General features: G+C 57.0%; 1 protein-coding gene. It reads left to right on the top strand.

Annotated elements, in window-relative coordinates; translation table 11 throughout:
- Nucleotides 1-12: 12 nt before the first annotated feature.
- Nucleotides 13-237 (top strand): PAS domain S-box protein (locus tag SB773_RS34580; RefSeq protein WP_410595059.1); only part of this gene is annotated, 225 nt, incomplete at its 3' end.

Here is a 237-nt window from a genome sequence, read left to right as displayed (position 1 = left end):
CTAGCGGGCCAAGTGGACGAGCTGTTACGCCAACACCAGATGCGCTACACCCTCTCGCAAACCACCCGCCGCTACGAGGCGCTGTTTAATGAAAGCGCCACCGGCATTGTGCGCATTGACCACCTGGGGAATGTGTTAAGCATCAACCCCTTTGCCTTAACGATGTTGGGCTACGCCAAGCAGGAAGTCGTCGGCCAAAATGTCGGGATGTTAACGCCTCCTTCGATTCGTGCGGAG

It is taken from the genome of Bacillus sp. SIMBA_074 (assembly GCF_046534555.1).
Taxonomy (GTDB): domain Bacteria; phylum Bacillota; class Bacilli; order Bacillales; family Bacillaceae_G; genus Bacillus_A; species Bacillus_A mycoides.
Note: the sequence above shows the minus strand (reverse complement) of the source record. Positions and strands in the feature narration are given on the sequence as shown.